Consider the following 12,935-nt stretch of genomic DNA (forward strand, 5'->3'; position numbering starts at 1 on the left):
CATAAGGCCTCAAAAGTCATTTCAAAGCCACGAAGGATAATGATTATCGTTACCGAGTGCAATCAATGGGTGGTGTGGTATCGCCCTCGCCCAGCGTTCGCTGCATCATGATGGTGTTGAGCCACCGGCCATGCTTGTATCCCACACCCGTCAACTGACCGATGACCGTAAAGCCCAGAGACTGATGCAGGCGCAGTGAGGCGATGTTTTCACTGTTGCCGACCACGGCCATCATCTGTCGCCATCCTCCGCGTTCGGCCCGTGCGATAGCCTCTGTCATCAGGCGCTTGCCCACGCCTTTGCCCTGCTGCCCCTCGGCCATGTAGACCGAGCCTTCAACGGTAAAACGGTAGGCATAGCGTGGTCGATACGGCGAAAGATAGCAATAACCGATAACCTGACCCTGCTCCTTCGCCACCAGATACGGCAACCCTTTGTCGACAACGGCGCGCCGACGCTGCAACATCTCTTCAAGCGACGGCGGCTCGGTTTCAAAACTCGAGGAACCGTAAATAACGTGATGGGCATAAATCGCCTGCACCTGCGCCATGTCCGACTCGTCGGCATCCAGCAGCTCAATGCCCTCACCTGCGTAACCTGTTGCCAACATTGTCTTTTCTCGCTCCAACGACCACGGCGGCCAATTAAATCAAGCTAAACCAGCCCCGAAAATTTTTCAATGGGCATGCATTGCCATCCGCTAAAATGGAAGGTTTAACTATAAGTAAAACTGATTATGTAACAGGAAACTCCTCTTTGCTTTCCCCAAGCCTTGCCTCTATTATCCATAGCAGGCTAAGGCTTGAGTTTTTTGGGTTAAAGCTGCATCATTTCGTTGTTTATTCTCAATTTGCCGCAGAGCAACTTTCATGACTGATACCGCAATTGCCTCACCGTTAACCTTTAAACGTTCTTTGTTGGCCGTGCTGGGCCTGGCGCTCGTATTGATGCTTTCCGCGCTGGACCAGACGGTGATTGGCAATGCCATGCCCTATATCGTTGCGGATTTGGGGAATTTCGATCTGTATGCCTGGGTCGCGACCAGCTATCTGCTGACCTCGATTATTACCGTGCCGATTTTCGGCCGCCTGGGCGACTATTATGGTCGCAAGTATTTTGTGATAGCAGCCACGGTCGTGTTTACTCTTTCTTCTGCGCTGTGCTCCTTTGCGGGCAGCATGCAGATGCTGATTCTCTGGCGTGCGGTACAGGGTATCGGCGGCGGCATGCTGGTCGGCACCGCGTTCGCCTGTATTCCCGAGCTCTTCCCCGATACGCGCCAACGTCTGCGCTGGCAAATCCTGTTCAGCACCGCCTTTAGCATCGTCAATGCCTTGGGCCCGACGCTTGGCGGCATTCTGACTGAACAATATGGCTGGCGGTCGGTGTTTTATCTCAATCTGCCACTCGGATTGCTGGCACTGGTGGTGTCGTGGATTTATCTGCCCTATTTCAAACCCGCCAAAAAGGCCGCGATTCGTCTCGACTGGCTCGGCGCGTTGCTGATTATGTGTGTGCTGGGCAGCATGCAGCTGCTGGCGGAATTCCTGCCGAGCAATGGATCCTCCTTTACGCTGATTGGCCTGCTGCTGGCCTGCGCAGTGAGCGCCGCCCTGCTGGTGTTTCAGCAGCGTCGCGCCCATTCACCCATTTTGCCGCCGTCGCTGTTTGCCCTAGGCCCCGTAAAACAACTGTTTATCATCTCCGTGCTGATTGGCGCGGTGCTGTTTACCCTGCTCTATTTTATGCCGCTGCTGTTTCAGGGCGGCTATGGTTATTCGCCCAAACAGGCCGCGTGGCTGGTCACGCCGATGGGCGTCAGCATTACCGTCAGCGCCATCATCAATGGCAGAATCGTCACCCGCATGCGCAATCCGATGCGGCTGCCGCAAATGGGTTTTCTGGTCGCCGCGACCGCCTGCGCCCTGCTGGCGCTGACCGGCAGCAAGGGGCATTTTGGTGTCTTGATGGGGCTGATGATGATGGCCGGTATCGGCATCGGATTTATTTTGCTCAATGTGACCATTTTCATACAGACGCTGGCACCGCGCGAGTTTCTGGGCATTGCCACGGCGTTGACCCAGTCGCTGCGGCTGGTCGGGGGTCTGCTCGGCACTGCGCTGACCGGCGCGGCCGTGACCAAATGGTACAGCGTACACGTCGGCGGCAAGCTGCTTGAAGCCGGAAACGACGCCGTGCCCGAAGCGGTAGCGCGCCATTTCGCGGATCCGCAGGCGCTGCTTCAACCGGTCGCCGCCGAATTCGCGGCCTATTATCCTCTGGCGCGTGAGGCGATGGTCAATGCAATCGATCTCGGTCTCGCGGTTTGCGCGGTGCTGGCATTGCTGGCATTTTACCAATCCACCCGCCTGCCGCTGATTCAGTTTCCGGGTGTAACAGTAAAGGAAAAGAAAAAGCAGCAGATAAGTTAACTAAATAATGCGTTATGTCTGAGTTTTTTACCCTTTAGCGGCTACACTGGGGAACACTTTCCTCAGAGGGACCCAAAGGTAATGAAAAGACTGACGCAGCAAGACATGACGGAAAGCGAACAACGCGAGTTGAAAACACGCCTCGATCGGGCGAGAAAAGCCCAGGGACGCGACTTGACCAACTCCGAGAACAACCGCACCAAAGACGAATACATTGATGAACTGATGGCGGAAAAAGAAAAAATCGCCAGCAAGGCGCGTGCAGAGAAACGCCGTGCGAAAGCCAATGCCACGCCAAGCACCTCGGCAACCTATGACTGGACAGCGCGAACCCACCCTCGCGGCCGTCGCTAAACGCACGTTTTCAGTAATGATTTGGGCAGCCGAGGCTGCCCATTTTTATGGTGCCTGTTTACCCTTTACTCCTGCTCTTTCACCACCCGAAAACCGTGGCTGTTGTCGCGCTCAAGCTGCGCCACCACGCCGATTTCCCAGTCCTTGAAAGCCTGATGCGTGTCTGCGCTATCCTGCAGGCTGAAATGCCTGTCGCGCGGATTATGCAGATAAGGAGAATCGCCGTGCTCCAGCGGACGCTGTTCATCAATCCATTTCAAGGTTCCACCCTCCAGCAGATACGCAGGAGACCCCGTCAACTCGGCAACTTCCGTGACAGCGTAACGGGCGAGAAAACCGCTGCCGCAGGTAACAACCCAACGTTTATAGGCCGGACGCTGCGACAACGTTTGTGGCAACTGACTGCGCGAGGTAAAGACGGCCCCCGGAATGCGGCGACTGCGGAAATTGGCGCTCAGTGTTAAATCAATAATGCCGGTTTCCCCTTCTGCCAGCCATTTTTCGAGCTGCTCGCCGCTGATGTTTTCGATGGCCGGAACCGGTGCCGAGGTGATGGCGGCATTGCCCGATTCAGTGTACAGCGCCTGCGCGTCATGCCCCGTCAGCACATAAACCTGCCAGTTGGCCTGCGCCAACCAGGCCGCGGCGAGATTGGCCCGCACGCCCTCGTCGTCGATCAACACAATTCTGGCCCCGCGCACGCTGGCGAAACGATCGGTTTCTTTTATCAACTGGCTGGCGGCGGCGTGCCGCGCGCCCGGCAGGTGTGCGGCCTGAAACGCTTCGCTGCTGCGCACGTCCAGCAAATAGAGGGTGCGCTGGCTGTCGGCCTGCCACTGAATCAATTGCGACAGGTCTATCTTTTCCGCCCCTGCCCGCGAAGCCTTGTCTCTGGCCTGCTCGCGGGAGAAACGCGCGGTATCTATTTCAGCTTCCGCCTTCTGGCCGTGATACTGCGCCCAGGCGTTGAAGGCCTTGGCGGGAACGTGCGTGTCGGTAAACAGCTCACCGCCCGCCTCTTTCCAGCCGTCGAGATCGCCCGCGAGCAACGCGATATCCACATAACCCAGGGCTTTCAGACGTTCAAAGGCCACCTCGGCAAGGCGCGAGCCGGTACGCTGGTTGTAGCGCTGACCGTTGTCGTAGAGCGTGATTGCCGTGTTGCGACGCGGAATGCGGTCAAGTACTTCGATTTCCAGCTTCGACAGCGGCAGATTGGCGGCAAAAAGCGGATGACCGGTGGCGAAATCGGCCTCTTCACGTAAATCGACAAGGGCGACTTCCTGCCCGCTGCGCAGCGCCTGCAAGACCTCGGCGGTATGACGCAGAGGGTATGAACGATGAGAATTCGGCATTAATGGGCTCCACCAGAGTGAGACAAGGAATGAATCATTGAGAAGCAGGCTAGCACCGTGGAGATCCTGACAAAATTCAATTTATCGCTATCCAAATGTTAATTATTGATTTCTCCTCGCCGGACAGCCTGTCTATGGTAAATCACACCTGCCGTCTGCCTTGCGGATGGCTAACCTCACCGCCGGAGGCGTTGTTATGAGCGTTCAATTTATTGGAATGATAGGCCATCGACTGGCCTCGGAAATCATTCCGGCCACGGGGCCTATTTTTGATAAACAGTATATTGCCGACTTTGCCAAAGCCCACGAAAATGCAGGATTCGACAGAATTCTGGTGGGATATTGGTCCGATCAGCCCGATGGATTTTTGGTGGCGGCTCATGCCGGTGCCCATACGTCAAAGATTAATTTCCTGCTGGCGCACCGCCCCGGTTTTGTCGAACCGACCCTTGCCGCCCGTAAACTGGCGACGCTCGACAACTTGCTGGATGGACGACTGGCCGTTCACATCATCAGCGGCGGCAATGACGCCGAACAGCGCCGCGACGGCGATTTTCTCGACAAAGGCCGTCGTTATGCGCGCACCGAAGAATTTCTCCAGGTGGTAAAGAAAAGCTGGTATTCAGAGCAGGGTTACGACCATCACGGCGCGTACTATCAGGCCGAAAACGCTTTCGCGCAGATTAAACCGCTACAGGCCAAGCTTCCGGTCTATTTCGGCGGCTCGTCGGACGATGCCATTCGCGTGGCGGGCAAGCACGCCGATGTCTTTGCCCTCTGGGGTGAACCTTTGGCGAGCGCCGCCGAAACGGTTCATGCCGTGAAGGCGGAAGCCGCCCGCTATCAGCGTGATATCGGCTTCAGCATCTCTTTTCGCCCGATTCTTGGGCGTACCGAAGACGAAGCCTGGCAGAAAGCCGAAGCCATTCGCGCCCGGGCAAAAATCCAGCTTGAAAACAGCGGGCATAATTTTGGTTCCCCGAAACCTCAAAGCGTGGGCGCACAGCGTCTGCAAAATGCCGTGGCTCAGGGCGACCGTCTCGACAAACATCTGTGGACCGGTATCGCGGCGCTGGTCGGCGGCGGGTATAACTCCACGGCGCTGGTCGGTACGCCGGATCAGGTTTCCGACGCCTTGCTCGAATATTATGACCTCGGCATCGAGAACTTCCTTATTCGCGGTTTTGATCCGTTAAATGACGCAATCCTGTACGGCGAAGAGCTGATTCCCCTGACGCGTCGGAAAATTGCAGCCCGAAAACAGGCGGCAGGCCTTCAACCGCTGCCCGCCGCACATGCCGAATGGTAAGGATTTGCCCGATGAAATTGACACAGCTTCCCCTGAGCCGACTGAGCCTGCTGGCGAGTTTATGTTTTTCGGCGCTGAGCGCTCACGCTGAGAACGAAGTTACGCTTCGCATCGCCGACCAGAAAGGCAATATGCGCGCCCAGCTTGAAGCCGCCAACAAGTTGCAGAATCTGCCTTACAAGATCGAGTGGTCGGAATTTCCGGCCGCTGCCCCGCTTGCCGAAGCGCTGAACGCCCAGGCGGTAGACATTGGCGTGATTGGCGATGCGCCGCTGCTGTTTGCCGAAGCGGCGGGCGCGCAGGTCAAAGCGCTGGTTGTCGACAAGACCGATGCCTACGGCACGGCATTGATTGTGCGCCCCGACAGTCCGATTCATCAGGCTGCCGATTTAAAAGGTAAAACCATCGCCACCAATAAAGGGTCGATTGGCCATTATGTTGCGCTGAAAGCCCTGGCCTCGGCGGGGTTGACCAGCAAGGATGTCACCTTCCGTTATCTCGCGCCCAGCGATGCCAAACTGGCGCTGATTAGAGGCTCGGTCGATGTGTGGGCAACGTGGGAACCTTATACCGCCTATGCCGAAACGCAGGATCATCTTCGCGTAGCCATTAATGGGCGCGGATTACGTTCGGGCAATACCTTTCTTGCCGCCACCGATATGGCGCTCAAGGATGCTGGCAAACGCCAGGCCATCGCGGATTACGTGCAGCGTCTGGCCGACTCTCAGGTCTGGGCGTATCAACATATTGATGCCTACAGTGTGACACTCGCCAACATCATCGGTTTTCCGCCCGAGGCCACCAAACTGTCGTTTGGCCGCAGTCAGGCCAAATGGCAAACCATTGACTCTCACACCATTGAACAGCAGCAGGAAACCGCCGACTTCTATTTTCAGGCCGGTCTGTTACCCCACAAATTCGATGTGAAGGAGACATTCTACAACAACATCAAGGTTAATTAGATTTTGGAAATCTAGGGCAAAATTTTTTATAGATTGGGAATCTAAAGGCAACTTTTAAATACTAGGTCAAGTTCAACAGCATGCGCTGCGCTTACTGGCGACGGCCCGGAGGCGCGGCTTTAATGCCAATGTTCAGGGCAATAGGCTCCGAGGAATTTTTCCGGTTTCAAAACTTCAATGGGCATTTGACCCACAGCGCCGGAACCGGGCAAGAGGTGGAAGGCGCCACCTCTTGCATCTCTGCGCCTTTTGTCCTCGCCAAGCCGTGCCATTCTCAAGTTTGTAGATCTTTCCAGACGCTTCCGCGCGTGGCGTAGGTCGCGCCGCTTCGCGGTCCCTTCACTCCGTTCGCAAGCCAAAGACGTCTTGCTCAACTTCACTCAGCGCCGCCCCGAATCCGCCAGTATCAGCTTCTACCCAAAATCGTGTTCATCCTTCCGCGTCGCCTGCCCACAAACGGCTTATTTCTGGAAGCGAAAATATGAAAGACCTTACTTACCCCCATTTCCAGAATGATTAAACAGAGGGTTTATGCAGTACACGAAAAACATATAAGCTTTTCCCTTTGAGGGAACGGGTCTTGACCGCGGGCGGGTTGCCGGTTTTGGGGTAGAGGCTGTGATTGGTGGTATCAGGGCGGCGCGGAACGGCGTGAGCGAGACGTGTTTGGCTCGCGAGCGGAGTGACGGGAGCGCGGAGCGCCGCGACCCACGCCACACGGCGGAGTAACTGAAACGATGTCGTTATTTTGCACCTATCGCGTCGCGAGGGCAAAGGGCCCGGGATTCCAAAGGGTGTGGGCCCAGGCACACCCTTTGGGCGGTCTGGGCCGCCGCCCAGTAAGCGCAGCGCATGCCGTTGAACTTGAAATTAAATTTGAAATTAAAAACCAAACTTTGCCTTTAGATTTCCCAAATCTAAATCTAAATCTAAACCTAGATCTCGTAGTCTATGACGACGCCAGTTTCACTCTGCGGCTGCTTGAAGACTTTCTCTTTGATCTCGTTAATCGACAGGCTTTGATTACACAGCTCGATAAAACGCCAGACATAGTTACGTTGTAACTGCGAGCGCTTGAGGCCGAGCCAGACGGTGTTGGACTCGAACAGATGCTCGGCATTGAGCAGTTTCAAACCGCGATCGCGCTCGGGATCAAAGGCTTTGTCGGCCAGAATTCCGACCCCCAAACCAAGCTCGACGTAGGTTTTGATGACGTCGGAGTCCTGCGCGCTCAACACGATGTCAGGGTTGAGGCCGTTTTGCTCGAACGCACTGTCGACCCGCGAACGGCCGGTGATGCCCTGTCGATAGGTCACCAGCGAATATTCGCTGAGCTGCTGCAAGGTCACCGGCTGCTTCTCAAGCAACGGATGGCCGTCCGGGACCAGAATGGCGTGATGCCAGCGGTAATAAGGAAAGGCTGCGACAGAGGGATCGTTGATGAGCTTTTCACTGGCAATGGCGACATCCGCCTGCCCGCTGAGCAACATCGCCAGCACTTCCTGCGGAGAACCCTGATGCAGTTCGAGCCGCACCGCCGGATACACGGCGCGAAACGCCTTGATGACCCGTGGCAGACTGTAGCGCGCCTGCGTATGTGTGGTTGCGATGGTCAGTACGCCCGCATCTTCCTTGGAGAAAATATCCGCCAGACGACGAATATTTTGCGCCTCGTTGAGAATACGTTCCGCGACGGAAAGCAACTCTTTGCCAGGCTCGGTCAAGCCGAGCAAACGTTTACCGCGACGAATGAAAATTTCGACGCCGAGCTCGTCTTCCAGCTCGCGAATATGACGACTGACCCCTGACTGCGAAGTGAAAAGCATATTGGACACTTCGGTCAGGTTGTAATTGCATCGCGCTGATTCCCGAATAATTTTTAGCTGTTGGAAATTCACCGTTGCACCCCTGTTAATTGTACTTGTGCCCTATTGTTACGTTCTCGCCATGAATAGGACAAATACGAAAAAAAGTTACTTATGCTTTTTCCTAATAAGGGTGCTGCGGTTATTCCATTTTTATGCTGTCAGCATGTCAGGAATCGGCGTCTTGACCGGCTCGCCGCTAAAATGAGCAGACAGGTTATCGACCACCAGCTGTACCATGTTATGCATCGCTTCGGGCGAGCGCCCGGCCACGTGCGGCGTCAGTACAAGATTATGTCGAATGCCGACCAACTCGTCGGGCACTTCGGGTTCGCCGTCAAGCACGTCCAGCGCGGCACCGGCGATGCCGTGACTTGTCAGGCTGTCTATTACCGCGCGGGTATCCACCACGGTGCCACGGGCAATATTGATTAAATATCCCTGCGGACCCAATGCGCGAAGCACGTCGGCATCGACCAGTTTCAGCGTGTCTTTTCCACCGGGTGTGGCGACTACCAGATAATCGGCCCACTGGGCCAACGCCAGTCGGCTCTCGAAATAGCGATAAGGGCTGTCGGCAATCTCGCGGCGGTTGAAATACCCGACCGGCATGTCAAAACCAGCCGCACAGCGCCTGGCGATCAGCGCGCCGATATTGCCCATACCGATAATCCCCAGCTTCTTGCCGGACATGCCCGGCGGTACATCGCGCGACTGCGCCCATTCGCCGTGGCGGGTGCGATGGTCAAAATAGGGGATGAGGCGCGTCACCGCGAGCATCAAGGCCACCGTATGGTCGGCAACCGCCGCGCTATTGGTACCTGGCCCGTGCGTGACCTTGATGTTGCGCGCCTTCGCGGCGGCAAAGTCGATACGCTCATAGCCCACGCCCTGCGCACAGATGATTTCAAGGTTAGGCAGTGCGGCAATCTGCTCGGCAGTAATGCCGATGGTGCCGATGGTCAATACCGCGCGAACGCGGGCAGCGTCATCGGCCGTCAGCGAATCGCGTTCTGCCGGTGTCAGAGCAAACAGGATGTCGAATCCGGCCTGCTGGTAATAGGCGATAAACTTGTCTTCGACAGGAATATAGCTCAATACGGTGGTTTTCATGTGTCCTCCCCCAAAACGGTCGTCAGGCCAAAATAACGGCCATAAAGTGCCACGCGGGTCTGTCAATGTGATAGCTAAACCGGACTCGGCGGGCCATTTACTATCCTGTAACAACCTAAACTTGTACAGTATTTCAGCCGAATCATCTGTTTCAAGGTGCGTTTGTAAAACTGCGTCTACACTCCAATCATGCGCTTTGTATTCACTTGCTCGTTTACTCTCCCGGAGAACACCCAACGATGGCCAAAGCCCCACCCAACAAACCCGTTGTCCCGACTGCACCCCTTGAAACCCCGATTAAACCCCAGGCACAGGTCGACGTAGAAGTTAACGAACATGGCGTTCGTCTCATTCATCCTTACAGTGACGGCGAGCTGGTTAAAAATTTCGACAGCGGGCACAAAACTCGCGTCCGTGAAGGTTTGCCGGTCCCGCTGGGCGCAACCTGGGACGGACTTGGCGTCAACTTTGCCATCTTCTCGGCCAATGCCACCAAGGTCGAACTGTGCCTGTTCAATGAAGACGGCGAAGAGTATGACCGTATCGAGTTGCCGGAATATACCGACGAGGTGTGGCACGGCTATCTGCCGGATGCGCGGCCGGGCATGCTCTACGGCTATCGCGTGCACGGGCCGTATGCGCCGCACGAAGGCCACCGTTTCAACCCGGCCAAACTGCTGCTGGACCCCTACGCCAAGCAGATAGTCGGCGACCTGCAATGGGACGACGCCCTGTTTGCCTACGACATGAAAAGCGAGAAGAAAGATCTGGTGGTCGACGATCGCGACAGCGCAGCGTTCCTGCCGAAATGCCGCGTCATCGACCCCGCTTTCTCGTGGTCGCGTTCGCGCAAGAACCCGGTGCCGTGGGAACAGACCATTATTTATGAAACCCACGTGCGGGGCTATACCAAACGCCATCCGGCGGTACCCGAACATTTGCGCGGAACCTTCTCCGGCATGAGCACGCCGCAAATCGTGGACTACATCAAGTCGCTGGGTGTCACTACCATCGAGCTGATGCCTATCCACGCCTTTACCGACGATCGCCATCTTCAGGACAAGGGGCTGCACAACTACTGGGGCTATAACACGCTGAGCTTCTTTGCGCCGCATCCGCAGTATATGGCGACGCATACCATCAGCGAGTTCAAGCAGATGATTGCCACGCTGCACGCGGCGGAAATCGAGGTGATCCTCGACGTGGTGTACAACCATACCGCCGAGGGCAACGAACTGGGGCCGACCCTGTCGTTCAAGGGTATCGACAACGCCAGCTACTATCGCCTGATGCCTGAAAACAAGCGCTATTACATCAATGACACCGGCACCGGCAACACGCTGAACCTGAGTCATCCGCGCGTACTGCAAATGGTCACCGACTCCCTGCGTTACTGGGCCACGGAGATGCAGGTGGATGGATTCCGCTTCGATTTAGCCACCATTCTTGGCCGCGAAAGCTACGGTTTTGATGAAGGCTGCGGTTTCCTCGACACCTGCCGTCAAGACCCTATCCTCAGCCAGTGCAAGCTGATTGCCGAACCCTGGGACTGCGGCCCCGGCGGCTATCAGGTAGGCGGTTTCCCGCCGGGCTGGGTGGAATGGAACGACCGTTTCCGCGACTCGGTACGTCAGTTCTGGCGCGGCGACGAAGGGCAACTGGCCGAGTTCACCACTCGCCTTTCCGGTTCGGCGGATATCTTCAACCACCGTGGCCGCAAGCCTTATGCCTCCGTGAACTTTATTACCGCCCACGACGGCTTTACCCTCAATGATCTTGTCTCGTATCAGGACAAGCACAATGAGGAGAACGGCGAGGACAGTCAGGACGGCACCGACAACAATATCTCGGCCAACTATGGCTTTGAGGGGGAAACGGACGACCCGGCCATCAACGAGCTGCGTTTGCGGCAGATGCGCAATATGCTGGCGACGCTGTTCTTCGCGCAGGGTACGCCCATGCTGCTGGCCGGTGACGAGTTTGCGCGTACGCAGAACGGCAACAATAATGCCTACTGTCAGGACACGCCGATAGCCTGGATAAACTGGGAGATAGAAGAACGCGGCAAAGCGATGATTCTGTTTACCTATCGCCTGATTGCACTGCGCAAGCGCTTCCCTATCCTGCATCGCGGCCGTTTCCTGACCGGGAAACTGCACGAAAAACTCGATGTCAAAGACGTCAGCTGGTTCCAGCCCAACGGTGAAGAGATGACCGAGGAAGCCTGGTCCGACGCGCATGCCAAGTGTATCGGCATGATGCTCGACGGGCGTGCGCAGCCTACCGGTCTTATTCGTTATGGTTCATTGAGCACGGTATTACTGCTGTTCAATGCTGCACATGAAGACGTGGTATTTACGTTGCCGTCCGTGGCGCACGGGGAAAGCTGGCGTCATATTATGGATACGTATCAACCGGATGACATCAACGAGCATCACGTTGATTTCGGCTCGAGCTACACCTGTACCTCCCGTACGGTGGTGCTGTTCGAGCTTATCAGCCGCTCCAAGTAAGCCGCTTCGCGCCCGGGTTTTCCCGGGCGCGATAGGTTATACCCGCTACAGATTGCCGTGCATCAGCCAGGCTTTTAACCCCAGCGCATCGTGATAATGCGAATAGCCGCGCGGCCCACCTGCAATTACCATCAACACGTCCTGCCCTTTCAGTTTCGTATAGACAATCAGACAGTGCCCCGCCTGATCGGTAAAGCCGGTTTTCTGCAAGACGATGTTCCAGGTCTTGTTGTTGATAAGCCCGTCGGAACTGCGATACACCAGCTGCCCACGCCCCGGATGCACCACATAGCGTTTGTCGGTAGAAAGCTGGCGAATCAGTGCGTAGCGGTAGGCGTGTTTCGCCATAATAGCCAAATCATGTGCCGAGGCCGTGTTGCGGGGTGTCAGGCCCGTCGCATCATAAAAATGGGTGTGGCGCATGCCATAAGCCCGCGCCTTGCGGTTCATCTGGCGAATAAAGGCACGACGCCCGCCAGGATAATAGCGGCTCAGGGCCGCCGCGGCCCGGTTCTCGGACGACATCAACGCAATGTGCAGCATGTCTTTACGCGACAGCGTCGAGCCAATCGTCAAACGCGAATGGGTATGTTTGAGCAGGTCGCGATCGGCCGAGGTCACGGTAATTTTCTGCGTTAACGACTGTTTACTGTCGAGCACCACCATGGCGGTCATCAGTTTGGTCAGCGAAGCCATCGGATAGGCTCTCGCGGTATTTTTCTGATACAGCACGCGGCCGTTGGAGGCGTTCATGACCAGCACGGATCGGGACAACATGGGCGGATAGGTTTTCGCCATGACCGGGGTTGCCACCGCGGTGAGCAGCATAAAGACGGAAATCAGCAGACGGGGAGAACACAATTTTACAGCGCGGGGAAAAAATGACATGACAACCATAAGACGTTTAAAAATGAATGGATGACTTCAACAACACAGAGACAAGACAACCGCTTCCTGAAGACGTAGGCGGAGAAAACGTGAGATTCGTCAATGACAAAAGCGCTCCCCTGACGACAAATAGTGCCTAACTTA

10 protein-coding genes are annotated in these 12,935 nt (G+C 56.0%); 5 read left to right on the top strand and 5 right to left on the bottom strand.

What is annotated here, in order from left to right:
- Nucleotides 1–49: 49 nt before the first annotated feature.
- Nucleotides 50–610 (bottom strand): GNAT family N-acetyltransferase, encoded by a 561-nt coding sequence (locus O1V66_RS07645; protein ID WP_045047756.1) that lies wholly within the window; start codon nucleotides 608–610, stop codon nucleotides 50–52.
- Nucleotides 611–869: 259 nt separating this feature from the next.
- Between O1V66_RS07645 and O1V66_RS07650 the strand changes: the two genes are divergently transcribed.
- Together O1V66_RS07650 and O1V66_RS07655 are read left to right on the top strand one after the other, a co-directional pair.
- Nucleotides 870–2,432 (top strand): MFS transporter, encoded by a 1,563-nt coding sequence (locus O1V66_RS07650; RefSeq protein ID WP_045047755.1) that lies wholly within the window; start codon nucleotides 870–872, stop codon nucleotides 2,430–2,432.
- An 81-nt stretch (nucleotides 2,433–2,513) separates the two neighbouring features.
- Entirely contained in the window at nucleotides 2,514–2,786 is a 273-nt protein-coding gene (locus O1V66_RS07655) for a YjbD family protein (protein ID WP_045047754.1), read from the top strand.
- Between the two features lie 65 nt (nucleotides 2,787–2,851).
- Here O1V66_RS07655 and O1V66_RS07660 read toward each other — a convergent pair whose 3' ends face one another.
- Nucleotides 2,852–4,141, bottom strand: a complete 1,290-nt coding sequence (locus O1V66_RS07660) for a rhodanese-like domain-containing protein (protein WP_045047753.1) — start codon at nucleotides 4,139–4,141, stop codon at nucleotides 2,852–2,854.
- 196 nt (nucleotides 4,142–4,337) lie between these two features.
- On the opposite strand from O1V66_RS07660, the gene O1V66_RS07665 reads away from it, so the two are divergent.
- Together O1V66_RS07665 and O1V66_RS07670 are read left to right on the top strand one after the other, a co-directional pair.
- Nucleotides 4,338–5,450, top strand: coding sequence for an LLM class flavin-dependent oxidoreductase (locus O1V66_RS07665; RefSeq protein WP_045047752.1), 1,113 nt, complete (start codon nucleotides 4,338–4,340; stop codon nucleotides 5,448–5,450).
- Between the two features lie 11 nt (nucleotides 5,451–5,461).
- Nucleotides 5,462–6,412, top strand: a complete 951-nt coding sequence (locus tag O1V66_RS07670) for an ABC transporter substrate-binding protein (RefSeq protein WP_052673409.1) — start codon at nucleotides 5,462–5,464, stop codon at nucleotides 6,410–6,412.
- A gap of 935 nt (nucleotides 6,413–7,347) precedes the next feature.
- On the opposite strand, the gene cbl is transcribed toward O1V66_RS07670, so the two are convergent.
- A complete protein-coding gene (cbl, locus tag O1V66_RS07675; protein ID WP_045047751.1) occupies nucleotides 7,348–8,310 on the bottom strand; it encodes an HTH-type transcriptional regulator Cbl in 963 nt (320 codons plus the stop codon).
- Between the two features lie 120 nt (nucleotides 8,311–8,430).
- The gene (locus O1V66_RS07680; protein ID WP_045047750.1) at nucleotides 8,431–9,390 is read right to left on the bottom strand and encodes a 2-hydroxyacid dehydrogenase; all 960 of its coding nucleotides are present in this window, start codon (nucleotides 9,388–9,390) and stop codon (nucleotides 8,431–8,433) included.
- 239 nt (nucleotides 9,391–9,629) lie between these two features.
- On the opposite strand from O1V66_RS07680, the gene glgX reads away from it, so the two are divergent.
- Nucleotides 9,630–11,903: a glycogen debranching protein GlgX gene (glgX, locus tag O1V66_RS07685; protein WP_045047749.1), complete on the top strand. Its 2,274-nt coding sequence runs from the start codon at nucleotides 9,630–9,632 to the stop codon at nucleotides 11,901–11,903.
- Between the two features lie 45 nt (nucleotides 11,904–11,948).
- On the opposite strand, the gene O1V66_RS07690 is transcribed toward glgX, so the two are convergent.
- Nucleotides 11,949–12,791, bottom strand: coding sequence for a serine hydrolase (locus O1V66_RS07690; RefSeq protein WP_052673408.1), 843 nt, complete (start codon nucleotides 12,789–12,791; stop codon nucleotides 11,949–11,951).
- Nucleotides 12,792–12,935 lie beyond the last annotated feature (144 nt).

It is taken from the genome of Rouxiella chamberiensis, assembly GCF_026967475.1.
In the GTDB taxonomy this organism is placed as follows: Bacteria; Pseudomonadota; Gammaproteobacteria; order Enterobacterales; family Enterobacteriaceae; genus Rouxiella; species Rouxiella chamberiensis.

Bases quoted from the DNA above. Each gene is read 5' to 3' on its own strand.
- O1V66_RS07680 (WP_045047750.1), bottom strand. From the start codon at position 9,390: ATGAAAACCACCGTATTGAGCTATATTCCTGTCGAAGACAAGTTTATC.
- O1V66_RS07690 (WP_052673408.1), bottom strand. From the start codon at position 12,791: ATGTCATTTTTTCCCCGCGCTGTAAAATTGTGTTCTCCCCGTCTGCTG.
- O1V66_RS07670 (WP_052673409.1), top strand. From the start codon at position 5,462: ATGAAATTGACACAGCTTCCCCTGAGCCGACTGAGCCTGCTGGCGAGT.
- glgX (WP_045047749.1), top strand. From the start codon at position 9,630: ATGGCCAAAGCCCCACCCAACAAACCCGTTGTCCCGACTGCACCCCTT.
- O1V66_RS07645 (WP_045047756.1), bottom strand. From the start codon at position 610: ATGTTGGCAACAGGTTACGCAGGTGAGGGCATTGAGCTGCTGGATGCC.
- O1V66_RS07655 (WP_045047754.1), top strand. From the start codon at position 2,514: ATGAAAAGACTGACGCAGCAAGACATGACGGAAAGCGAACAACGCGAG.
- O1V66_RS07660 (WP_045047753.1), bottom strand. From the start codon at position 4,141: ATGCCGAATTCTCATCGTTCATACCCTCTGCGTCATACCGCCGAGGTC.
- O1V66_RS07650 (WP_045047755.1), top strand. From the start codon at position 870: ATGACTGATACCGCAATTGCCTCACCGTTAACCTTTAAACGTTCTTTG.
- O1V66_RS07665 (WP_045047752.1), top strand. From the start codon at position 4,338: ATGAGCGTTCAATTTATTGGAATGATAGGCCATCGACTGGCCTCGGAA.